A 19109-nucleotide genomic window follows, 5' to 3' on the forward strand; every position below is an offset into this window, starting at 1 on the left:
AAAGAGCCGCCGCCGGCTTGTCTCGCGGCGTTCGGGGCCGCGAGCCCTAGCCCGGAACGGTGCGGGCCGGCAAGCTTTTCGCCTGGCCGGCGGCGAGATCTGCAATTTGACAGGCAGACACCACCCTTTCGGCTTTCATCCGAGCAAGATAAGCGCGCAGTAGCGCGACACGCTTCGGCCGGAAGCTGGGACCGCCCGGCTTCAGGGCGCGGATGCGGTCGGCGCGGAACATCCGGAAGTCCGCGCGCAGGCCGCACCAGGCCAGAACCACCAGGGTGCGGTCGAGATAGACGATGGCGAGCGGCTGGATCTGCCGCTCGGTGAGCGTCCCGTCCTTGTCGGCGTAGCGGATCGTCACCGCCTCCTCGCGCCAGCAGGCCTCGCGCAGGGCCTCCATGTCGGAGATGGGGGCGAAGCGCTCCTCGAAGCGGCGCACCTGCGAGACCGCGTGGAGCAGGTGCTGCTGATGCGCGTCGGGCAGGGTCGCCGCCACCTTGGCGAGGACGGCGGAGGCCGCCTCGGCGAGGGCCGGATCGCCCATCTGCCGCACCTCGGAGAGGCCGAGCACCAGCGCCTCGATCTCGATGCGCGCGAACATCTGCGGCGGCAGCGCCCCGTCCTCGACGAGGCGGTAGCCGTAGCCGCGCTCGCCATCGATGGCGGCGCCGGCCGCGCGCAGACTGTCGATATCCCGGTAGACCGAGCGGAGGGATACGCCCGTCTCCTCCGCGAGCCGCGCGGCGGTGACCGGCGCGGGCAGCACGCGCAACGCCTGGAGCAGGCGGAAGAGCCGGTCGGTGCGCGCCATCGCTCAACTGACGGAAACTGACAGGTGAGGGCGCCTATACCACGGCCGTCCACCCCTGGACAGGAGCGACCCATGCTGACCCTCTATCATTCCCCCCAGAGCCGCTCGACGCGCGTCCTCGCCCTGCTCAAGGAGCTCGGCGCCCTCGAGGCGGTGCGGATCGAGACGGTGACGATCCCGCGCATGGACGGCTCGGGCGAACGCGATCCCCGCAATCTGCATCCGGAGGGCAAGGTGCCCTTCCTCGTCCATGACGGGGTGCCGGTACGGGAATCGAGCGCGATCATGCTCCATCTCGCCGACCTGTTCCCCGAGGCGGGCCTGAGCATCCCGCCCGGCGATCCGCGGCGGGGCGCCTATCTAGGCTGGTTCGCCTGGTATGCGGGCGTGGTCGAGCCGGTGATGGTCCTGGAGGCCGCCGGTCTGAAGCACGACGTCATCGAGCGGAATTTCCGGGACGGCGCCGCCCTGAAGGCGCGTCTCGTCGAGGGCCTCTGCGACAAGCCCTTCCTGTTCGGCGATCGGTTCACCGCGGCGGACCTGCTGTTGCACTCCCCCTATGCCTGGTTCGGCAAGCCGGGGGTGCCGGCGATCGACGCCTGGGTCGACCGCTGCATGGCCCGGCCGGGGGCGGTCTTCGCCCGGGACTTCGACGCTGCGCGCCTGGCGGCCTGAGGCCGACCGCGCTCCGGACGCTACGCCGCCCGCGCTTCGCTGAGCCGGGCGGCGTAGCGGGCGATCAGGTCGACCTCAAGGTTCACCCGGTCGCCGGCCGCGCGCTCGCCCCAGGTGGTCACGCCGAGGGTGTGCGGGATCAGCAGCACCGAGAAGGTGTCGCCCTCGGCGGAATTCACGGTCAGGGAGGTTCCGTCGAGGCAGACGGAACCCTTCTCCGCGATGAAGCGGGCGAGGTTCACCGGGGCGCGGAGGACGAAGCGCGTGCTCGCGCCCCAGGGCGCGTCGTCGCCGGTCACGGTCTCCCGGGTGACGATCTCGGCCAGGCCGTCGACATGGCCGGTGACGAGATGGCCGCCGAGCTCGTCGCCGATCTTGAGCGATCGCTCCAGGTTGAGCCGTGTCCCCTCCTTCCAGCCGCCCACCGTCGTGCGGGCCAGGGTCTCGGCGGCGGCGTCCACGGCGAAGCGACAGCCCGTGCCGTGGGTCTCGATATGGACTGCCGTCAGGCAGGGGCCGGAACAGGCGATCGAAGCGCCGAGCGCGATGGTGGCGGGATCGTAGGCGGATTCGATGGTGATGCGCCGCAGCTGCGCGTCGCCTTCCACGGCGACCACCCGGCCGACATCGCTGACGAGGCCCGTGAACATGGCTCTAGATCCTCTCGTAGGTGACGGCGCGGTCGGAGCCGAGAGCGCGCGTTTCGACCACGCGGAATGCGCCCTCGCGCAGGGCCCGGTCGAGATGCGGCCCGAGCGCCGGCAGCCCGCCCTCGCCGCCCAGCGCCCGCGGTCCGGTGATCAGGGTGCAATGGTCGACGAGCCCGGCCGCGCAGAGCGCGTCGGCGAGGGCCGGGCCGCCCTCGCTGCAGAGGCGGGTGAGGCCGCGCTCGCCCAGGGTCCGGAAGGCGGCGGCCAGGTCGATCCGCCCCGAGCCGTCGGCGTCGACCGTGACGACCTCGACCCCGAAGGAGGCGAGCATGCGCTTGGCATGAGCCGGCGCCTTGCGGGTGGTGAGCACCAGGGTCGGCACGTCGTGAGCGCCGCGCACGAGGTGGCTCGACGGGTTCAGGCGCAGGGTGGAATCGAGGACGATGCGCATGGGAGAGCGGGCGGAGAGGCCCGGCAGGCGCACGGTGAGTGCCGGATCGTCCGCCCGCGCCGTGCCGATCCCGATCATGATCGCGTCCGCATGCGCCCGCCACAGATGCACCGCCCCGTCGGCGACCGGTCCGGTGATGCGCAGGCGCTCGCCATTGCCGGGGGCGGCGAAGCCGTCCTGCGTGCGGGCGAGCTTGAGATGCAGGCTCGGCCGTCCCTGCGTCACGCGGGTGACGTGGCCGATATGGTCGCGCGCGGCCTCCTCCGCCAGGATCCCGGTCTCGACGGCGATGCCCTGCGCCCGCAGATAGGCATGGCCGCGCCCGGCGACCCGGGGGTCGGGATCCTCGATCCCGGTCACGACCCGGGCGATCCCGGCGGCGGCGATCGCCTCGACGCAAGGCGGCGTCCGGCCATGATGCGAGCAGGGCTCGAGCGTCACGTAGAGCGTGGCGCCCCGGGCCGCCGCCCCGGCCATGGCCAGCGCCACCGGCTCGCCGTGCGGACGCCCGCCCGGGGCGGTGACGGCCTGCCCCACGACGGTGTCGCCGGCGACCACCACGGCGCCGACGCTCGGATTCGGCCAGGTGCGCCCGAGATGGCGCCGCCCCAGCGCCAGGGCGAGGCGCATGTGGCGGAGATCGGCCGCCGGCTGCGAGGACGCGCTCACGCCTTCTGCCTCCGCCGGCCCTTCGCCTTGGCCGGGGCCTGCTCCGGCCCCTCCCCCAAAGCCTCGGGCGGCACGCCGCCCAGCGTGCCAAGGAGGTCCTTGAAGTCCTGCGGCTCGCGGAAGTTCTTGTAGACGGAGGCGAAGCGGACATAGGCCACGTCGTCGAGGCCTTTCAGCCCTTCCATCACGGCCTCGCCGATCGCCTCGCTCGCCACCTCGCCCTCCCCCGCGCTCTCGAGCTGGCGCACGATGCCGCTGACGAGCCGCTCGACCCGCTCGGGATCGACCGAGCGCTTGCGCAGGGCGACGTCGATGGAGCGCTGCAGCTTGTCCCGGTCGAAGGGCACGCGCTTGCCCGAGCGCTTCAGCACGGTCAGCTCCCGCAGCTGCACCCGCTCGAAGGTCGTGAAGCGCCCGCCGCAATCCGGGCAGACCCGGCGGCGGCGGATCGCGGAAGAGTCCTCGCTCGGCCGCGAATCCTTCACCTGGGTGTCGAGACCGCCGCAATAGGGGCAGCGCATGGGGCCTCACCAAATTCGCGGAACGAGCAGATGCTCGGAGCCGCTATCTGCCCTAGCCGGGGGCCGATTGCCAGGACGGGAAAGCCCCCGTGGGGGCTGCTTCCCATGGTCGCGCCGGCTTTTCGACGGCACGGCGTTTCAAGCGGGCCGAACCGGCCTATCAATGGTGTGCATCGCCCTCGCCGCGGCAACTCAGGGTCGATCATGCGAGCCGCCGACGCCTTCGGCCAATTCGGCCCCTTCCTTGGCCCGATCCTCGGTTTCATGGCGCCTTTGCCGCCCCGGTGGGAGCGCGCGGAACGGCATGAGCCGCAAGCCCCCAACTTCTGGCTGATCGGTCTGATCGCCTGGTTCCTGCTGGTCGTGACGCTGGTGCCCCTCAGCTTGGCGCTGGCCGAGGGCCAGGCGCTGGCGGCCTTCGGCGCGCAGTGTCGCGCCTCGGGGGGCCGGGTGACGCATGTCCCCGAGGACGGGCGGCCCTATCGCTGCGACCGCTGAGAGGGTCAGACGACCTCCAGCGGCCGATGTGGCTCCGGCGGTAGGGTGACGGTGATGGCGTCGTCGGGACGCACCGTCCCGCCGCGCAGCACGATGCCCATCACGCCACCCTTGCGGCGGAGCTTGCCGCCCTTCGGCCGCTCGAGGATATGGGCGAGCAGGCCCTTCCGGAAATCGTCGATCTGCACGCAGCAACTGCGCAGGCCGGTGATCTCGACGATCACCTCCGCGCCGAGCCGGAGGTGGGTGCCCTCGGGCAGGCCGAGCAGGTCGACGCCCCGCGTGGAGAGGTTCTCGCCCAGTTCGCCCGGCGCCACCGGGAACCCATTGGCCCGGACCTCGTCGAGGAGCTCCGCATGAATGAGATGGACCTGACGGCGATTGGGCCGCGTCGGGTCGCGCTGCGCGTCCCAGACATGCTGCACGGCCTCGCCATAATGCGCGTCGCCGACGATGCCGAGGCCCGCGACCAGGGTGAGGCTCGGCTGCGCGACCTTGCTGAAGCTGTGGGTGTCGCTCGCGAAGGTGCCCGCGACGTAAGCCCTGTCCATCCCGTTCTCTCCCGCTCCCGTTGTACCGTGGCGAGGTTAGGCGGCGGCTCGCGGCGTGCAAGATCAAACAAGATTCAGCGAAGTTCTGCCGTGCGGGCGGATCGATGCCGTCAGGTCATCGCAAGTGGTCGATCTTTGCGATCATGACCGCTCTTCGTCGTGACTGCCCGGAATTTCTTCTGTCTCCGCCGCGGGATCAGGGCTACCCGAAAAGCTGGGCTTTTACACGGAGCGCGGGATGACGGACGGGCGGTTCCACCTCGGCTGGTTCACCTATTTCGGTCAGAATGCCTGGAACGACCCCCTGGGCTCGAATCCCGAACCCTGGACCGGCGAGCTGCATGTCGACCTCGCCCGCGCCATGGAGCGGGCCTGCTTCGACTACATGCTGATCGAGGACACGCTCTCGATTCCGCACGCCTTCGGCAACAGCCGGGAGACCTACCTCAAGCACGGCATCATGGTGCCCAAGCAGGATCCCGTGCCGCTCGCTGCGGTGATCGGCGCGGCGACCCGGAATCTCGGCATCGTCACGACCTTGTCTACCCTTGTCTACAAGCCGTTCATGCTGGCCCGGCTGATCGTGACCCTCGATCATATGACCCGCGGGCGCTTCGGCTGGAACATCGTCACCACCGCCGAGAGCGCCGCCGCCCAGAACATGGGTCTGAAGGAACTGCCGCCGCGCCAGCTGCGCTACGACATGGCCGACGAATACGTGGAGCTCGTGGAGAAGCTGATCGGCTCCTGGGAGCCGGACGCGGTGCTGCGCGACCATGCGAGCGACACCTATGCCGATGCGAGCAAGGTGCACGAGGTGAATTTCGAGGGCCGCTGGTATTCCTCCCGCGGGCCGCTCACCACCGTGCCGCCGCCCCAGGGCCGTCCGGCCTTCATCCAGGCCGGCGGCTCCCCCCGCGGCCGCGACTTCGCCGCCCAGCACGCGGATTCGATCATCGCCAGCGTGACCGGCATCGCCGGCATGAAGGCCTATCGCGACGACGTGCGCGCCCGGGCCGACAAGGCCGGCCGAAACCCCGACGACATCAAGGTGCTCTCGTTGATCACGCCCATCGTCGGCGAGACCCGGGAACAGGCGCGGGAGATGTACGAGCGGGCGCTCGCTTCGCCGGGCTATACGGAGCGGGCGCTCGCCCTGTTCTCCTCCTTCACCGATATCGATTTCGGGCAGTTCGATCTCGACAAGCCGCTGCCGCCCCTGACCACCAATGCCGAGCAGGGGGCATTGGACAAGTTCTGCCAGACCCGGCCCGGCGAGCCGCCAAGCCCCAAGACCCTGCGCGAGCTGGTGCGCGACAGCGGCCATACCGGCGCCCTCGACCTCGTCGGTACCCCGGACGACGTCGCCGACATGATGGGGGACGCCATGGCGAGCGTGGGCGGCGACGGCTTCCTCATCGCCACGCCGTTCCACCGCCTGACCCGGGTCTATATCGACAGCATCTGCGACGGCCTGGTGCCGGCGCTCCAGCGCCGCGGCCTGACGCGCAAGGCCTATACCAAGGCCACGTTGCGGGACACGCTGAAGGAATTCTGAGTGTTTCCTGCCAAGGCCCGCAGGCGGGGGCATGGCCGCCATGCGGCGGCTTCGAGCGGAGAAACGGCACTTCAACGCGTGGCGGGGTAGAAGAGCCGGCACCGCAATCGCCGCCGGAAGTCGTCCGCCATGCTCGTCCGCGAAGGAGAGGCCCGTACCCGCCAGATCGACGAGCGCCTGGGATGGAGCTTCGCGGCGATCGCCGGGGCGCTGAACGCGGCGGGATTCTGCGCCTTCGGACTGTTCTCCTCGAATATGACCGGCAATGTCTCGGCGCTGGCCGACCATCTCGGCCTCGCCGAGGGCGCTCTTGCCCTGCAGGCGCTGGCCCTGGTCGCCGCCTTCGCGGGGGGCGCCCTCGTCGCGACCCTGCTGATCGAGGCGGGCCGCCGTCGGCGCCTGCCCGGGATCTACGCTTACGGGGTCCTAGCCGAAGCGGTGCTGCTCGCCGGCCTCGGCCTCCTCGACCCCTGGCTCGCGCCGCTTGCGCGCGGGCTGGTCCTGTCGCTGGGGCTGAGCTTCCTGCTCGGCCTGCAGAACGCCACCGTGACCCAGATCACCGATGCCCGGGTGCGCACCACCCACGTCACCGGCATGGTCACCGATCTCGGCATCGGGCTCGGCCACCGTCTCACCAGCCTGCTCGACGGAAGGCCGCGCCCGGACCAGGGCCGGCTGCGCCTGCATGCGGGCACGGTGGCGGCCTTCCTGCTCGGCGGGATCGCGGGCGTGCTCGGTTACCGGGCGCTCGGCGGCTTCCTGCTCGTCGGTGCGGCCGGCCTCCTGGCGGTCCTGGCGATCCCCGGCATCAGCACGGCCCGGCGCCTGCAACCCTTCTGAGCCGGCCCTCGAAACGTGAAACGGGCCCGCCATACGGCGAGCCCGTTCGTTCCGTCCCGGCTCGGAACAATGCCCGTTCGGCCTCCGTTGTCGCGGTACGGCGCGGTGATGGCCTCACACGCCTGCCCTTCTTGGGCGTTTCCTCCCTGAACTTCGGGCCGCCTTCCAGGCGGCCCTTTTCTCGTTCAGGTTGTGCAATTCCAACGCGCAACAACTGTTTTGGTTCGCGCCCCCTCCGGCCTGCTCAGGTGTGGATCACCTTCCCATAGGCGTCGAGCACGCTCTCGTGCATCATTTCCGACAACCTGGTTCCGGCCCGCACCGGGTCGGCCCCGCATCTATCGAGTGGACCAGGTGCTGGCGTGGATCGCGGCCCGACGCGGGGAGCAGCTCGACACTGCCACCATCTGGCGACTTAGCCTCCAGCGCGATCTCGGCACCGAGACTGCCAACTCTGACGAGGTGCGTAAGCTGGTGCGCCTCTACGCCGAGGCCGCCGGCCCCGTCGTCGGCGATGTGCGGTTCACGCCAGCCGGTTTTCGCGAGTATCTGGGCTCACTCCTGGCTGGGTAGCCTCACCGTGCGCAGATCGAACTCTGAACGGATTTCCGTCATTGGCGCCCTGGCATCCTCGCATCACCGCAAACCGGTAGCCATCGCGTCCCGCGGTCTTTGCCTCATAGAGTGCCATATCCGCTCGCTGTAGGGCCTCTTCGAGTGGCTCGTCCCGATCAGTAAGGGCAATGCCGAAGCTCGCCGTCACCGGCACGTCGGGCGGCAGTAGGTTGTATCGGCTCTCTCGGCTCAACCACTGCAGTGCCTCGAGATGAATACGTGCGGCTGCGGGGCTGCACCCTGGCACGAGGATACAAAACTCCTCCCCACCAAGCCGACCATAGAGCGCGTCGTCCTGGAAATAGGCGCGCAGGTTGGACCCAAAGGTGCGGATCACCTCGTCCCCGGCTGCGTGTCCGAAGCGGTCGTTGATAGACTTGAAGTGGTCGAGATCGGCCAGGATCAGCGCTGCCGGCACAGCGCTCGCTTTTCGCAGGACGCTTAGCGCTTGCTCAATGAAGGCAGCGCGGTTCAGGATGCCGGAGAGGCTGTCACGCTGTAGCCGGCACTTGGTCTCGGCCATGACCTCGGTCACGACCAGCCCGATCAGCACCAGCCCAAGTAGCAGCGAGAGGATGCCCCCTGCCGTTTGCGAGTAGAAGGCGTAGGCGCTGATGATGTAGTCGCGCACGCCGGGGCCGCCGCCCGCCAGGCCTGCCAGGACAGCCTTCGTCATGAACTGGATGGCGCTAAGGCCAAGTACGGTGGCAAGAGCCAAGTCGATTGGCCGCCGCGGGGATGTCATTGCCACCAGGATGGTGGCGATGACGAGCATGAGCGCAAACGGCCCCTGGTATCCAAGGGCCCAGCCCCAACTCCCTCGAGGAAGCTCGAACACGACAACGGCGTTGAAGACGGTTGCGACGATAGGCGGAGCGGAGAGCCAGACCAAAGGGAATTGCGGCCGGTAGTGCTGAGCCAAACCGGCGGTGATGAGGGCAAGCGCGAGCATCAGCGAGCCGAAGGAGGCCGCCGAGGTGAGGCGGACGGAGGGGATTTCGGATGCCAGCGCCTCGATGGTGACGGTCGAGGCCGCCGATAGAAACCCCGCGGCGCACCAGCGACCAAGGCGAAGCTCGGACCGCCGGGTTAGGGCGAGAAAGGCAACGGCAAAGGACAGGCCGATTGAGAAGTTGAAGGCGAGCAGGAACGTCGCGCTCTTGATCCCAGCGTTCACCAAGGCACTTTTCCATCCGCCTCACAGATTGAGGCGCCCGGCTCAAATACCGGGCCGGCGAGCTACGTCCAGCAGCCGGGCATCGTTACCGCGCAAACGTGAAGTTTGCCGATTAGGGCAGGCCCCTGAGCGCTGCTGCCAGCACGCTGACGACGTGCCTAACATCAATCGGTTTTTGAGGCCTCGACAGCCCGGCGAACCAGCCAACGGCTGATTGCCGATCCAGATAGAAGATCGTTTCCCAGTTATCATGAGGCTTAAATTCGAAATTTTCAAAAACTTTCTTCTGTAATAGTGTATATTAATGAGTATTAAAATTTAAACAAAATCACTCACCCATTAAATAAAAATTTTTTTAGCAAGTTATATTATGTGGTCATGCAATTATTTGGTTAGCCACCAAAGCCAAGCTCTGCCATCTCTGTCACACAGCTTATGACCTCGAACCGAGACGATCGAACTGCCTCCGTAGCCGCCCCCACCGCCCCCGCCTCGAGCCTCAGCTGCGCTTTGCCAGCTCGTCGCTGACAGGATCACGATCCCGAGGATCACAGCGGTACGCATCTCTGAACCCCACGAAAATTGAGGGTGAGCGTAGCCGGCTGAGTTGACCTGTCGGAAAAGAGCATTGCTCGAAATCTAGGAGATGGACCACTTTTCCGCGCCGAGAGCAGAGCGGCAATGCCGTTTCGGTGTGACTGCCCCGAACTTGACCCTCACGAACTGCAGCGCTTAGCCTTGGTTTGCTAAAGGCTTGTTTCGTGAGGGTTTTCGCGGTTCCTAATCGTCAGGTGTGGATCACCTTCCCGTAGGCGTCGAGCACGCTCTCGTGCATCATTTCCGACAGGGTCGGGTGCGGGAAGACCGTGTGCATCAGCTCTTCCTCGGTGGTCTCCAGGGTCATGGCGACGACGTAGCCCTGGATCAGCTCGGTGACCTCGGCGCCGACCATGTGGGCGCCGAGCAGCTGGCCCGTCTTGGCGTCGAAAATCGTCTTGATGAGGCCGTCCGGCTCGCCGAGCGCGATGGCCTTGCCGTTGCCTGCGAAGGGGAAGCGGCCGACCTTGATCTGGAAGCCCTGCTCCTTGGCCTTCGCCTCCGTGAGGCCGACGCTGGCGATCTGCGGTTGGCAATAGGTGCAGCCGGGGATCTTGCCCTTGTCCATCGGATGGGTGTGCAGGCCCTTGATGGTCTCGACGCAGATCACGCCCTCGTGCTCGGCCTTGTGGGCGAGCATGGGCGGCCCGGCCACGTCACCGATGGCGTAGAGGCCCGGCACGTTGGTGCGGCCCAACCCGTCATTGGCGATGATGCCCCGCTCGATCTTCACCCCGAGCTTCTCGAGGCCGAGATTCTCGATGTTGCCGACGACGCCGACGGCGGAGATCAGCTTCTCGGCGGTGAGCGTCTGGGTCTTGCCCTTGTCGTCCTCGACCGTGGCCGTGACGGAATCGGCGCCCTTCTCGACCTTGGTCACCTTGGCGCCGGTGAGGATCTTGATGCCCTGCTTCTCGAAGCGCTTGCGGGCGAGGCCGGCGATCTCCGCGTCCTCGACGGGGAGGATCTGCGGCAGCAGCTCGATCACCGTCACCTCCGCGCCCATGGTGCGGTAGAACGAGGCGAACTCGATGCCGATCGCGCCCGAGCCCATCACGAGCAGGCTCTTGGGCATCGTCTCGGGCACCATGGCCTCGTAATAGGTCCAGATCAGCTTCTTGTCGGGCTCGATGCCGGGCAGCACGCGGGGCCGTGCGCCGGTCGCGACGATGATGTGCTTGGCCTTGTACGTGCCCGCACCCTTGGCGCCCTTCGGAGCCTCGGCCCGCTTCGTCTCCTTCACCGCTACCGTGCCGGGGGTATCGCCCTTGGGCGCGGAGTCGATGGCGGCCTCGCCCCAGATCACGTCGACCTTGTTCTTCTTCAGCAGCATGCCGACGCCGCCATTGAGCCGGCCCGAGACGCCGCGGGAGCGCTTTACGATGGCCGCGGCATCGAACGAGACCTCCTTGGCGGAGAGCCCGTAATCGGCGGCGTGCTGCATGTAGTGGTAGATCTCGGCCGAGCGCAGCAGCGCCTTGGTCGGGATGCAGCCCCAGTTGAGGCAGATGCCGCCCAGATGCTCGCGGTCCACCACCGCCGTCTTGAAGCCGAGCTGCGCCGCGCGGATCGCGGTGACGTAGCCGCCGGGGCCGGCGCCGATGATGAGGACGTCGTAGGTGTCGGACATTCAGCTCTCCGGGCTCTCGGTCGCCACGCTTAGACCAGCATCCCCATCGGGTTCTCGATCAGGCTCTTGAACGCCGCGATCAGTTCGGCGCCGAGCGCCCCGTCGAGGACGCGGTGGTCGCAGGAGAGGGTGCAGGTCATGGCCTGGATGACCGCCGGGGCGCCGTCCTTGACCACGACGCGCTTCTCGCCGGCGCCGACCGCCAGGATCGTCGACTGGGGCGGGTTGATCACCGCGGTGAAGTGCTTGATGCCGAACATGCCGAGGTTCGACACCGAGGTGACGCCGCCCTGGTACTCCTCGGGCTTCAGCTTCTTGGCGCGGGCGCGGGCGGCGAAGTCCTTCATCTCGTTGGAGATGCTGGAGAGCGTCTTCTCGTCGGCGCGGCGGATGACGGGGGTGAACAGGCCACCGTCGATCGCCACCGCGACGCCGACCTCGGCATGCTTGAAGCGCAGGATGCGGTCCTCGGCCCAGACGGCATTGGCCCCCGGCACGCGGGTGAGCGCCAGGCCCATCGCCTTGATGACGAAGTCGTTGACCGAGAGCTTGAACAGCGGCTTGCCGTCCTTGTCCTTGCCCGCGGAGGCGTTCAGCGTCTCGCGCAGCGTCATCAGCGCGTCGAGCTCGCAATCGACGGTGAGGTAGAAGTGCGGGGCCACCTGCATCGCCTCGGTGAGGCGCTTGGCGATGGTCTTGCGCATGCCGTCGAGGGGCACCTCCTCGTAGGCGTCCTTGGCGAAGAAGCCCTTGACCTGATCGAGCGAGAGCCCGGCCGGCGCGGCGGCCGCGGGTTTCGAAGCGGGGGCGGCCGTCTGTGCCTCGCCGGCGGCCTGCGGGGCCGGGGCCCTGCCGGTGCCGTTGGCCAGCGCGTCCTGCACGTCGCGCTGGATCACGCGGCCATGCGGGCCGGAGCCCTTCAGCGCGGAGAGGTCGATGCCCTCCTGCTTGGCGATTCGGCGGGCGAGCGGCGAGGCGAAGACGCGGCCACCGGTTGCGGAGGGGGCGGTGCCGCCCGCGGGCTTGGCGCCCTCCGGCGCGGTGTCGACCCGGGCATAGGAGGCGTGGGTCCCGTCCGGCGCGGCATTGGTGTCCGCCGCGCTGGCGGGCTCGATCGCGGTCTTGGCGGGCTCGGCCTTGGCGGCCGGGGCCTCGGCGCCTCCCTTCGGGGCCTGGATGCTTTTCGGGTCCTCGCCCTCCTCGGCGATCAGCGCGATCAGGTCGTTGACCGGCACGTCCGCCGTGCCCTCAGGCACCAGGATCTTGGCGAGCACGCCCTCGTCGACCGCCTCGACCTCCATGGTGGCCTTGTCGGTCTCGATCTCGGCGAGCACGTCGCCGGACTTGATGGCGTCGCCTTCCTTCTTGAGCCACTTGGCGAGGTTGCCCTTCTCCATGGTCGGAGAGAGGGCGGGCATCAGGACGTTGATCGGCATGGCTTCAAAAATCCCGAGCGGCCTAAGAGGGTTGGAAGGGGTTCTTGAGAGGTCAATTGAAGGTGTTCGCGCCGCTCCCGCCGAGGAACTCAGCCTCGATCCCGGCGCGGATGCGCTCGAACGCCTCCTCTTCCGACATCTCCGTCTCGACGGCGTAGGCGCGGGCGGCCTGGCGGGCGAGGTCGCTGAGCAGCCGCCCCCAGGTCGCCGGATCGTCGAAGGCACGCCGGAGCGCCACGCTCACGGCCCCGTCGACGATGGAGGCGCGCACGATCTCGATCCCGCCTTGCTCCAGGGCATCGGGCGGGATGTCGAGCTCCTCGAACTTGCCCGTCATGGCGCGACCCCGCGGCGGCGCGTCACTTGTAGCAGACGGCCTTGGCCGCCTCGACGACCTCGGCCACACTCGGCAGCGCCAGCTTCTCAAGATTGGCGGCGTAGGGCATCGGCACGTCCTTACCGGTCACCCGCAGCACGGGAGCGTCGAGGAAGTCGAAGGCATCGACCATGAGGCGGGCGACGATCTCGGCGCCGACGCCGGATTGCGGGAAGCCCTCCTCCACCGTGACGCAGCGGCCCGTCTTCTTGACCGATTCCACCACCGTGTCGGTGTCCATCGGGCGGATCGTGCGCAGGTCGATCACCTCCGCCTCGATGCCCTGTTCGGCGAGCGCCTGCGCGGCCTTGAGGGCGTAGGTCATGCCGATGGAGAAGGAGACGAGGGTCACGTCCTTGCCCGGCCGGTGCACCTTGGCCTTGCCGATCGGCAGCACGAAGTCGTCGAGCTTCGGCACCGGGAAGGACTGGCCGTAGAGGATCTCGTTCTCGAGGAAGATCACCGGGTTGGGATCGCGGATCGCCGCCTTGAGCAGACCCTTGGCGTCGGCCGCCGTGTAGGGGGCGATCACCTTGAGGCCGGGCACGTTCGAGTACCAGGCGGCATAGTCGTGGCTGTGCTGGGCGCCGACGCGGGCGGCGGCGCCGTTGGGCCCGCGGAACACGATCGGGCAGCCGAGCTGGCCGCCGGACATGTAGAGGGTCTTGGCCGCCGAGTTGATGATGTGGTCGATCGCCTGCATGGCGAAGTTGAAGGTCATGAACTCGACGATGGGCTTCAGGCCCATGAAGGCCGCACCGACGCCGATGCCGGCGAAGCCGTGCTCGGTGATCGGGGTATCGACCACCCGGCGCGCCCCGAATTCCTGCAGCAGGCCCTGCGTGATCTTGTAGGCGCCCTGGTACTCGGCGACCTCCTCGCCCATCACGAAGACGGCTTCGTCCTTGCGCATCTCCTCGGCCATGGCGTCGCGCAGGGCCTCGCGGACGGTCTGGGTCTCCATGGGCGTATCGGCGGGATATTCCGCCATCACCGGCTCGGCGGCCTTGTTGCTGATGACGGCGGGCGCGGCCGGTGCCTTGGGGGCGTCGTCGCCGGACTTGGCGGTGGCCGAAGCCTTCTCCGCCATGCCCTCGGCCTGCATCTGCGGAGTCGGGGCGGGCGGCCCGCCGGCATCCTTGCCGTTGGGTTTGCCGCTGCCTGCGGCCGCGGCGGAGACGTCCTCGCCCTCGGCGGCGATGATCGCGATCGGCGTGTTGACGGCGACGTTCTCGGTCCCGTCCGGCACCAGGATCTTGGCGAGCACGCCCTCGTCGATCGCCTCGACCTCCATGGTGGCCTTGTCGGTCTCGATCTCGGCGAGCACGTCGCCCGACTTGACCGGATCGCCCTCCTTCTTGAGCCACTTGGCGAGCTTGCCTTCCTCCATGGTCGGAGAGAGGGCGGGCATCAGGATGTCGGTCGCCATGGTCGCGCTGCTCTATCGATCCGGTTGCGTCGGCACTCGGGCGAAGGGGAGCCGCTTGCCGGCTCCCACCGCGCCCGTGCCGCTCGGGAGGATGGCCTTCCCGGGAGAAGGCGCTTCACACGCCTCAGGCGCGGGCTTCCAGGAGAATGTCGGTCCAGAGCTCGGACACGTCGGGCTCGGGATCGTGGGTTGCGAAATCGGCGGCCTCGTTGACGATCTCCCGCACCTTGGCGTCGGTCTCCTTCAGCTCCGCCTCCGGCACGCCATGCGCTTCGACCAGGCGCTTGCGCACCATCTCGATCGGGTCGTGCTCCTCGCGCATCTTGGAGACCTCGTCCTTCGACCGATACTTGGCCGGGTCGGACATCGAGTGGCCGCGATAGCGGTAGGTCTGCATCTCCAGGATGTAGGGGCCCTGGCCGGAGCGGGCATGCGCGATCGCGCGGGCGGCCGCCTCGCGGACCGTGCGGACATCCATGCCATCGACCTGCTCGCCCGGGATGCCGAAAGAGAGGCCGCGCTTGGAGAAATCCGTCTGCGCCGAGGCGCGGGCCACCGAGGTGCCCATGGCGTAGCGGTTGTTCTCGATGATGTAGACCACCGGCAGCTTCCACAGGGCCGCCATGTTGAAGCTCTCGTAGACCTGGCCCTGGTTGGCTGCGCCGTCGCCCATATAGGTGAAGCTGACCTTGCCGTTCTTGAGATAGGCGTCGGCGAAGGCGAGGCCGGTGCCGAGCGCGACCTGCGCGCCGACGATGCCGTGGCCGCCGAAGAACTGCTTCTCGCGGCTGAACATGTGCATCGAGCCGCCCTTGCCGCGGGAATAGCCGCCCCGGCGCCCGGTCAGCTCGGCCATCACGCCCTTGGCGTCCATGCCGCAGGCCAGCATGTGGCCGTGGTCGCGGTAGCCGGTGATGTTCTGGTCACCGTCCTCGCCGGCCATCTGCACGCCGACGACCACCGCCTCCTGACCAATGTACAAGTGACAGAAGCCGCCGATCAGGCCCATGCCATAGAGCTGGCCGGCCTTCTCCTCGAAGCGCCGGATCAGGAGCATCTCCCGGTAGGCGTGGAGATCCTCGTCCCTGGTGAATTGCGGAATGTTGGGGGCGGGCTTGTGGGCCGCATCCTTTCCGGGCGCGGGCTTGCCCGCTTCGTTGCCAGCATCCATCGGCGACCTCCCGGGCGTTGACCTGTTCCTCGGGGTTCTAGGACAGGGTCCTCCGGAAATCGAGGGGCGGGCTGACAGCCCGCGCACCCTGTCACCGCCACGCTTTTTCGGTCGCGGCTCAGCGTCGGCGCGGCTTTTGCGCGCGGCTCATCCTTCTGTGCCGGCTCGATTTTCCGTATCGGACGGTCGGAGCGATCAGGGATCGATGATGACCACGTCGTTGGCGTGGACGCGGCCGAGCACCACACGCGCCCGCTCCTCCAAGAGGTCGCGGTCGATCTGCTCGCTGCGCAGCAGGGAGACCCGGTGTTCCCAGGTCGCCCGCTCGGCCTTGGCGGCGTTGAGCTCCCGGGTCAGGCCGTAGGCCTCGATCTTGAGGGCGCGCTTGGCGGTGAGGCCGCGATTGCCGCTCTCGGCCTGCTGCACGAAGTAGCCGCAGACGAGCGCCGACACCGTCCAGAGGACGGCGGGAACGACGATGGCGCGGACGCGGCGGCGGATGACCATGCCGCCTTCATCGCGCAACAGGGTGAAGAAAGGGTTGCCGGCGCCCTCAGAAGCGGGCGCAGCCCGGGGTGAGGACGAGGCCCGCCGAGTTCTGGTCGAAGGCGGTGCGGTACTCCTCGCGGATCGCGTCGAGGTCGGCGAGCGCCTGCGGGCTGGCGGCGGTCACGATCAGGACGACGCGGGCAGGCTCGCGCAGGAGGCGCCCGTCCGGGCCGGTCCATTGCCCCTGCCCCGGCAGCACCGTCAGCCCGGCGGGAAAGCGCGGGGTGATCCGGGTGGCGAGGAAGCGGCGCCAGGCGGCCTCGCCGATACGGCTGCCGTCCCGGCGCCGGCCGCCCAGAAGGAGCTGGGCGGACAGGACGGGGGTGGCCGCGACGGTAGGGCAGGTCCCGCCCGGCCCCGTGTCGGCCCAGGTCCCCGCGCAGCCGCCGGCAAGGAGCGGCAGGAACAGGGCGAGGCCGGCGGCTGCCGGCCCCGTGCGTCGTCGGCGCGTCAGCGGCCGGCGAACTGCTTGATCGCGCTGCGGCCGGCATAGCGGCCCTGGGCGCCCAGACCCTCCTCGATCCGGATCAGCTGGTTGTACTTGGCCAGTCTGTCGGAGCGGGCGAGGGAGCCGGTCTTGATCTGCCCGCAATTGGTGGCGACGGCGAGGTCGGCGATGGTCGAATCCTCGGTCTCGCCGGAGCGGTGCGACATCACCGCGGTGTAGCCGGCGCGCTGGGCCATATCGACGGCGGCGAGCGTCTCGGTGAGCGAGCCGATCTGGTTCACCTTCACCAGGATTGAGTTGCCGGTCTGGGCCGCGATGCCGCGGGACAGGCGCTCGACATTGGTGACGAAGAGATCGTCGCCGACGAGCTGGCAGCGCTGGCCGATCTTCTCGGTGAGGAGCCGCCAGCCCTCCCAGTCGTCCTCGGCCATGCCGTCCTCGATCGAGAAGATCGGGTAGTCGGAGACCAGCTTGGCGAGATAGTCGACCTGCTGCTCGATGGAGCGGGTCGTGCCCTCGCCCTCGTAGTGATAGGCGCCGTCCTTGAAGAACTCGGTCGAGGCGCAGTCGAGGGCCAGCACCACGTCGTCGCCCGGCTTGAAGCCCGCGGCCTGGATCGATTCCATGACGAAGTCGAGGGCCGCCTCCGCCGAGGGGAGGTTGGGGGCGAAGCCGCCCTCGTCGCCCACGTTGGTGTTGTGGCCGGCCTTCTTGAGCGCGCTCTTCAGCGTGTGGAAGATCTCGGCGCCGGTGCGCACCGCCTCGCTGAGGGAGGAGGCGCCGACCGGCATCACCATGAATTCCTGGAAGTCGATCGGGTTGTCGGCATGGGCGCCGCCGTTGACGATGTTCATCATCGGCACCGGTAGGACGCGGCCCTGCACGCCGCCGACATAGCGGTAGAGCGGCAGGCCGGCGGTCTCGGCCGCGGCCTTGGCGACGGCGAGGGAGACGCCGAGGATGGCGTTGGCGCCGAGCCGGGCCTTGTTCGGGGTGCCGTCGAGCTCGATCAGGGTCTCGTCGATGGCGACCTGATCCTCGGCATCCATGCCGCCGATGGCGTCGAGGATCTCGGTCTGCACGGCCTCGACCGCCTTGCGCACGCCCTTGCCGCCGAACCGGCCCTTGTCGCCGTCGCGCAGCTCCACCGCCTCGTGGGCGCCGGTGGAGGCGCCGGAGGGCACGGCGGCGCGGCCGAAGGAGCCGTCCTCGAGGAGCACGTCGACCTCGACGGTGGGGTTGCCCCGGCTGTCGAGGATCTCGCGGGCGGCGATGTTGGTGATCGCGGTCATGGAACGTCCTTCGTCAGGCGTCGCGGGAGGTCCGTCGGGCCCCGAGACGTCGGCCCTGCAGCCTTGAGGCCGCCGACGCCGGGGCGTTGCGGCTTATCATCCGTTACCTCGGCGGCTTATCCGCCAACGCACGGCCCCGGGCAAGCGGGCAGAACGGGTTCCGGAGCGCCTGGGGCCCCGAATACGGTCGACCAGTCCAGCTGGCATCTCCCGTGTGGAGCGGGTTGGAGGCGTTCTCCGGTCTGTGCCCGCCGCGCAGCCGCCTTTCCGCATGGGAGATGCCAGCGGGGAGTCGCGCGCGCTATAGCGGTGGCATGACCACAGATCTTTCCGGCCGGGACCTTCAGCTCGGCAGCCCGACTTCCCTCCCCGCCTCGCCGGAGGAGGCGCGTCTCGACCGCGTCCCCAATCCCCATCCGGACACGGACTATCTCGCCCGCTTCACGGCGCCCGAATTCACCTCGCTCTGCCCGGTGACGGGCCAGCCGGATTTCGCGACCCTGGTGATCGACTACGTGCCGGGGGACTGGCTCGTCGAATCGAAGTCGCTGAAGCTCTATCTCGGCTCGTTCCGCAACCACGGCGCCTTTCACGAGGATTGCACCGTGGGCATCGGCCGGACCTTGACCGCGCTGCTGGCGCCGCGCTGGCTGCGCATCGGCGGCTACTGGTACCCGCGCGGCGGCATCCCGATCGACGTGTTCTGGCAGACCGGCGAGCCGCCGAAATCCGTCTGGCTGCCCGATCAGGGCGTCGCCCCCTATCGCGGGCGCTGACGGCAAAGAAAAAGCGGCCGGTCTCCGGGCCGCTTTCTCGTTCTGATCGTCGATCGGCTCAGTAGCCGTAATCGTAGTAGCCGTAGCCCGGGCCGGGGCCGCCATAGTAGCGGTCGCGGTAATAGGCGTCGCGCGCCGCGCCGGCGGCGATGGCGCCGGCCGCGAGACCCGCGATGCCGAGTCCGACCGCGGCCCCCGTCCCGATGCCACGCCGGCCGCCGCGATAGGCGTAGCCGCCATGATGGTGGCCGTAGCCGTAACCGTGGCCCCGCGGGCGGGCATCGGCCGTCGTGACAGCGAGGGAACTCGCCGTCAGGGCAGCGGCGGTGAGGAGGGCGATCTTGCGCATGGCGTCCTTTCGATTCTGGAAATCGTTAGGAAACCAACGCCGT

Annotated in this window: 20 protein-coding genes; 5 read left to right on the top strand and 15 right to left on the bottom strand. The window is 68.6% G+C overall.

Translation table 11 applies throughout. The features are described 5' to 3' along the window. Positions 1–46: 46 nt before the first annotated feature. Positions 47–808 carry a helix-turn-helix transcriptional regulator gene (locus MMB17_RS20370; RefSeq protein WP_241100075.1) on the bottom strand — a complete coding sequence of 254 codons (762 nt, stop codon included), beginning with the start codon at positions 806–808 and terminating at the stop codon, positions 47–49. A 72-nt stretch (positions 809–880) separates the two neighbouring features. On the opposite strand from MMB17_RS20370, the gene MMB17_RS20375 reads away from it, so the two are divergent. Then, a complete protein-coding gene (locus tag MMB17_RS20375) occupies positions 881–1483 on the top strand; it encodes a glutathione S-transferase family protein (RefSeq protein WP_241100076.1) in 603 nt (200 codons plus the stop codon). A 20-nt stretch (positions 1484–1503) separates the two neighbouring features. Here MMB17_RS20375 and MMB17_RS20380 read toward each other — a convergent pair whose 3' ends face one another. Genes MMB17_RS20380 through nrdR form a run of 3 tightly spaced genes read right to left on the bottom strand, consistent with a single transcriptional unit; the run spans position 1504 to position 3774 of the window. Next, positions 1504–2133, bottom strand: coding sequence for a riboflavin synthase (locus MMB17_RS20380; RefSeq protein ID WP_241100077.1), 630 nt, complete (start codon positions 2131–2133; stop codon positions 1504–1506). A 4-nt stretch (positions 2134–2137) separates the two neighbouring features. Continuing rightward, positions 2138–3214 carry a bifunctional diaminohydroxyphosphoribosylaminopyrimidine deaminase/5-amino-6-(5-phosphoribosylamino)uracil reductase RibD gene (gene ribD, locus MMB17_RS20385; RefSeq protein WP_241102252.1) on the bottom strand — a complete coding sequence of 359 codons (1077 nt, stop codon included), beginning with the start codon at positions 3212–3214 and terminating at the stop codon, positions 2138–2140. A gap of 35 nt (positions 3215–3249) precedes the next feature. Then, positions 3250–3774 (bottom strand): transcriptional regulator NrdR, encoded by a 525-nt coding sequence (gene nrdR, locus MMB17_RS20390; protein ID WP_238310853.1) that lies wholly within the window; start codon positions 3772–3774, stop codon positions 3250–3252. A gap of 204 nt (positions 3775–3978) precedes the next feature. On the opposite strand from nrdR, the gene MMB17_RS20395 reads away from it, so the two are divergent. Then, entirely contained in the window at positions 3979–4272 is a 294-nt protein-coding gene (locus MMB17_RS20395; RefSeq protein ID WP_238310852.1) for a hypothetical protein, read from the top strand. A 5-nt stretch (positions 4273–4277) separates the two neighbouring features. Here the strand turns inward: MMB17_RS20395 and MMB17_RS20400 are convergent, their stop codons facing one another. Continuing rightward, positions 4278–4823 (bottom strand): MOSC domain-containing protein, encoded by a 546-nt coding sequence (locus MMB17_RS20400; protein ID WP_238310851.1) that lies wholly within the window; start codon positions 4821–4823, stop codon positions 4278–4280. Positions 4824–5061: 238 nt separating this feature from the next. Between MMB17_RS20400 and MMB17_RS20405 the strand changes: the two genes are divergently transcribed. Beyond that, entirely contained in the window at positions 5062–6381 is a 1320-nt protein-coding gene (locus tag MMB17_RS20405) for an NtaA/DmoA family FMN-dependent monooxygenase (protein WP_241100078.1), read from the top strand. A 129-nt stretch (positions 6382–6510) separates the two neighbouring features. Next, positions 6511–7221 carry a YoaK family protein gene (locus MMB17_RS20410; protein WP_241100079.1) on the top strand — a complete coding sequence of 237 codons (711 nt, stop codon included), beginning with the start codon at positions 6511–6513 and terminating at the stop codon, positions 7219–7221. A gap of 523 nt (positions 7222–7744) precedes the next feature. Here MMB17_RS20410 and MMB17_RS20415 read toward each other — a convergent pair. The 9 genes from MMB17_RS20415 to eno all read right to left on the bottom strand — a co-directional run bounded on the left by MMB17_RS20415 (position 7745) and on the right by eno (position 17941). Continuing rightward, on the bottom strand, positions 7745–9013 hold the full coding sequence (locus MMB17_RS20415; RefSeq protein ID WP_241100080.1) for a GGDEF domain-containing protein: 1269 nt from the start codon (positions 9011–9013) through the stop codon (positions 7745–7747). Positions 9014–9800: 787 nt separating this feature from the next. Continuing rightward, entirely contained in the window at positions 9801–11240 is a 1440-nt protein-coding gene (gene lpdA / locus MMB17_RS20420; RefSeq protein WP_241100081.1) for a dihydrolipoyl dehydrogenase, read from the bottom strand. Positions 11241–11269: 29 nt separating this feature from the next. Continuing rightward, on the bottom strand, positions 11270–12676 hold the full coding sequence (locus tag MMB17_RS20425; RefSeq protein ID WP_241100082.1) for a pyruvate dehydrogenase complex dihydrolipoamide acetyltransferase: 1407 nt from the start codon (positions 12674–12676) through the stop codon (positions 11270–11272). 52 nt (positions 12677–12728) lie between these two features. After that, complete coding sequence (locus MMB17_RS20430) at positions 12729–13013, bottom strand: DUF5076 domain-containing protein (RefSeq protein WP_241100083.1); 285 nt, start codon at positions 13011–13013, stop codon at positions 12729–12731. Between the two features lie 22 nt (positions 13014–13035). Next, the gene (locus tag MMB17_RS20435; protein WP_241100084.1) at positions 13036–14481 is read right to left on the bottom strand and encodes a pyruvate dehydrogenase complex E1 component subunit beta; all 1446 of its coding nucleotides are present in this window, start codon (positions 14479–14481) and stop codon (positions 13036–13038) included. A 124-nt stretch (positions 14482–14605) separates the two neighbouring features. Next, positions 14606–15652 carry a pyruvate dehydrogenase (acetyl-transferring) E1 component subunit alpha gene (gene pdhA, locus MMB17_RS20440; protein ID WP_238310843.1) on the bottom strand — a complete coding sequence of 349 codons (1047 nt, stop codon included), beginning with the start codon at positions 15650–15652 and terminating at the stop codon, positions 14606–14608. 195 nt (positions 15653–15847) lie between these two features. Next, complete coding sequence (locus tag MMB17_RS20445) at positions 15848–16159, bottom strand: FtsB family cell division protein (RefSeq protein WP_238310842.1); 312 nt, start codon at positions 16157–16159, stop codon at positions 15848–15850. Between the two features lie 46 nt (positions 16160–16205). Further along, complete coding sequence (locus MMB17_RS20450) at positions 16206–16655, bottom strand: DUF3574 domain-containing protein (RefSeq protein WP_241102253.1); 450 nt, start codon at positions 16653–16655, stop codon at positions 16206–16208. Continuing rightward, positions 16652–17941 carry a phosphopyruvate hydratase gene (gene eno, locus MMB17_RS20455; protein ID WP_241100085.1) on the bottom strand — a complete coding sequence of 430 codons (1290 nt, stop codon included), beginning with the start codon at positions 17939–17941 and terminating at the stop codon, positions 16652–16654. The genes MMB17_RS20450 and eno overlap by 4 nt, the downstream gene beginning before the upstream one ends. 314 nt (positions 17942–18255) lie before the next feature. Between eno and queF the strand changes: the two genes are divergently transcribed. Next, entirely contained in the window at positions 18256–18717 is a 462-nt protein-coding gene (gene queF / locus MMB17_RS20460) for a preQ(1) synthase (RefSeq protein WP_241100086.1), read from the top strand. A 58-nt stretch (positions 18718–18775) separates the two neighbouring features. On the opposite strand, the gene MMB17_RS20465 is transcribed toward queF, so the two are convergent. Then, the gene (locus MMB17_RS20465; RefSeq protein WP_238310839.1) at positions 18776–19066 is read right to left on the bottom strand and encodes a hypothetical protein; all 291 of its coding nucleotides are present in this window, start codon (positions 19064–19066) and stop codon (positions 18776–18778) included. Positions 19067–19109 lie beyond the last annotated feature (43 nt).

This window comes from Methylobacterium organophilum (assembly GCF_022533465.1).
Taxonomy (GTDB): domain Bacteria; phylum Pseudomonadota; class Alphaproteobacteria; order Rhizobiales; family Beijerinckiaceae; genus Methylobacterium; species Methylobacterium organophilum.

What these genes read in the sequence shown, in the direction of transcription:
- MMB17_RS20465 (WP_238310839.1), bottom strand. Translation starts at nt 19,066, where the DNA reads ATGCGCAAGATCGCCCTCCTCACCGCCGCTGCCCTGACGGCGAGTTCC.
- MMB17_RS20405 (WP_241100078.1), top strand. Translation starts at nt 5,062, where the DNA reads ATGACGGACGGGCGGTTCCACCTCGGCTGGTTCACCTATTTCGGTCAG.
- MMB17_RS20370 (WP_241100075.1), bottom strand. Translation starts at nt 808, where the DNA reads ATGGCGCGCACCGACCGGCTCTTCCGCCTGCTCCAGGCGTTGCGCGTG.
- MMB17_RS20445 (WP_238310842.1), bottom strand. Translation starts at nt 16,159, where the DNA reads ATGGTCATCCGCCGCCGCGTCCGCGCCATCGTCGTTCCCGCCGTCCTC.
- MMB17_RS20410 (WP_241100079.1), top strand. Translation starts at nt 6,511, where the DNA reads ATGCTCGTCCGCGAAGGAGAGGCCCGTACCCGCCAGATCGACGAGCGC.
- ribD (WP_241102252.1), bottom strand. Translation starts at nt 3,214, where the DNA reads ATGCGCCTCGCCCTGGCGCTGGGGCGGCGCCATCTCGGGCGCACCTGG.
- MMB17_RS20380 (WP_241100077.1), bottom strand. Translation starts at nt 2,133, where the DNA reads ATGTTCACGGGCCTCGTCAGCGATGTCGGCCGGGTGGTCGCCGTGGAA.
- MMB17_RS20400 (WP_238310851.1), bottom strand. Translation starts at nt 4,823, where the DNA reads ATGGACAGGGCTTACGTCGCGGGCACCTTCGCGAGCGACACCCACAGC.
- MMB17_RS20395 (WP_238310852.1), top strand. Translation starts at nt 3,979, where the DNA reads ATGCGAGCCGCCGACGCCTTCGGCCAATTCGGCCCCTTCCTTGGCCCG.
- eno (WP_241100085.1), bottom strand. Translation starts at nt 17,941, where the DNA reads ATGACCGCGATCACCAACATCGCCGCCCGCGAGATCCTCGACAGCCGG.
- pdhA (WP_238310843.1), bottom strand. Translation starts at nt 15,652, where the DNA reads ATGGATGCTGGCAACGAAGCGGGCAAGCCCGCGCCCGGAAAGGATGCG.
- MMB17_RS20430 (WP_241100083.1), bottom strand. Translation starts at nt 13,013, where the DNA reads ATGACGGGCAAGTTCGAGGAGCTCGACATCCCGCCCGATGCCCTGGAG.
- nrdR (WP_238310853.1), bottom strand. Translation starts at nt 3,774, where the DNA reads ATGCGCTGCCCCTATTGCGGCGGTCTCGACACCCAGGTGAAGGATTCG.
- MMB17_RS20435 (WP_241100084.1), bottom strand. Translation starts at nt 14,481, where the DNA reads ATGGCGACCGACATCCTGATGCCCGCCCTCTCTCCGACCATGGAGGAA.
- queF (WP_241100086.1), top strand. Translation starts at nt 18,256, where the DNA reads ATGACCACAGATCTTTCCGGCCGGGACCTTCAGCTCGGCAGCCCGACT.
- MMB17_RS20375 (WP_241100076.1), top strand. Translation starts at nt 881, where the DNA reads ATGCTGACCCTCTATCATTCCCCCCAGAGCCGCTCGACGCGCGTCCTC.
- MMB17_RS20425 (WP_241100082.1), bottom strand. Translation starts at nt 12,676, where the DNA reads ATGCCGATCAACGTCCTGATGCCCGCCCTCTCTCCGACCATGGAGAAG.
- lpdA (WP_241100081.1), bottom strand. Translation starts at nt 11,240, where the DNA reads ATGTCCGACACCTACGACGTCCTCATCATCGGCGCCGGCCCCGGCGGC.